This window comes from Halomonas sp. ND22Bw (assembly GCF_003011945.1).
Taxonomy (GTDB): domain Bacteria; phylum Pseudomonadota; class Gammaproteobacteria; order Pseudomonadales; family Halomonadaceae; genus Halomonas; species Halomonas halophila.
On record NZ_PXWD01001660.1, the window covers coordinates 1 to 241 of the forward strand.

A 241-nucleotide genomic window follows, 5' to 3' on the forward strand; every position below is an offset into this window, starting at 1 on the left:
GCGTTCACCATCTCCGGCCCGTAACTGGACCCCGGCTTTCGCCGGGGTGGAGGCAACGGAAATGGCTGACGAACAGCAGTACGACTATGACGTCCTCGTGATCGGCGCCGGCCCCGGTGGCTATGTCGCCGCGATCCGGGCGGCGCAGCTGGGGTTGAAGACTGCGTGCGTCGAAAGTCGCGAAACGCTGGGCGGCACGTGCCTTAACGTCGGCTGCATCCCGTCGAAGGCAATGCTGCAC

General features: G+C 65.6%; 1 protein-coding gene. It reads left to right on the forward strand.

The annotated features are described in order from the left end of the window. Positions 1-61: 61 nt before the first annotated feature. Positions 62-241, forward strand: a 180-nt coding sequence (locus CVH10_RS23905; protein ID WP_146143380.1) for an FAD-dependent oxidoreductase, incomplete at its 3' end; no start/stop codon positions are given.